The 583-nt window shown below is 54.2% G+C and carries 1 rRNA gene; it reads right to left on the bottom strand.

Going from position 1 to position 583, the window contains the following annotated elements:
* Positions 1–452: 452 nt before the first annotated feature.
* Positions 453–567, bottom strand: a 5S ribosomal RNA gene (rrf, locus tag R5H29_RS13920).
* Positions 568–583 lie beyond the last annotated feature (16 nt).

Genomic DNA, 583 nt, shown 5'->3' with positions numbered 1-583 from the left:
CTGGCAACGTATCGCTTGCTTTAAAACAATTAATAGTTGCTTGATCAAACGTCTGCAAGATGGACAATCATCCTTCCTGCAGGCGCCTTCACAAGATACCTGCGCATACTTTCAAAGATCCGGGGAAGTGGCCTCAGCGCCGTTCCCGTGTGCTGCGAAGTTTCCTTCGTAGCGAGCCGCCCATTATAGCCGGCTTTTCCGCTTCGTCAACACCTTTTTTCAAGGCCGTCTCACCGGAGTGGACGTTGTTGCCGATGCTGCTTCGTCGTTGGACCCGAAGGCCTTTCGTCGTTGCGAGCCGCCTATTATGGCAGGCCTTTCAGCTTTGTCAACAACTTGTTTGAGGAACTTGAAGCTCTTCGTGAAGTTGTTGCTGCAAGTCCAGGTCGAAACCGGGGGCCTGCAAAAAAAGGAAAACCCCGCTGCGTGAGCAGCGGGGTTTTGGGTGTAAACCCTGGCGATGACCTACTCTCGCATGGCTTGAGCCACACTACCATCGGCGCAGCTGCGTTTCACTTCCGAGTTCGGGATGGGATCGGGTGGTTCCACAGCGCTAATTTCACCAGGGAGGCGGTTGGAGCGT

Origin of the sequence: Stenotrophomonas sp. A3_2, assembly GCF_036624925.1 — a bacterium.
Classification (GTDB): Bacteria; Pseudomonadota; Gammaproteobacteria; order Xanthomonadales; family Xanthomonadaceae; genus Stenotrophomonas; species Stenotrophomonas hibiscicola.
This window is presented reverse-complemented; position numbering and strand designations above follow the sequence as displayed.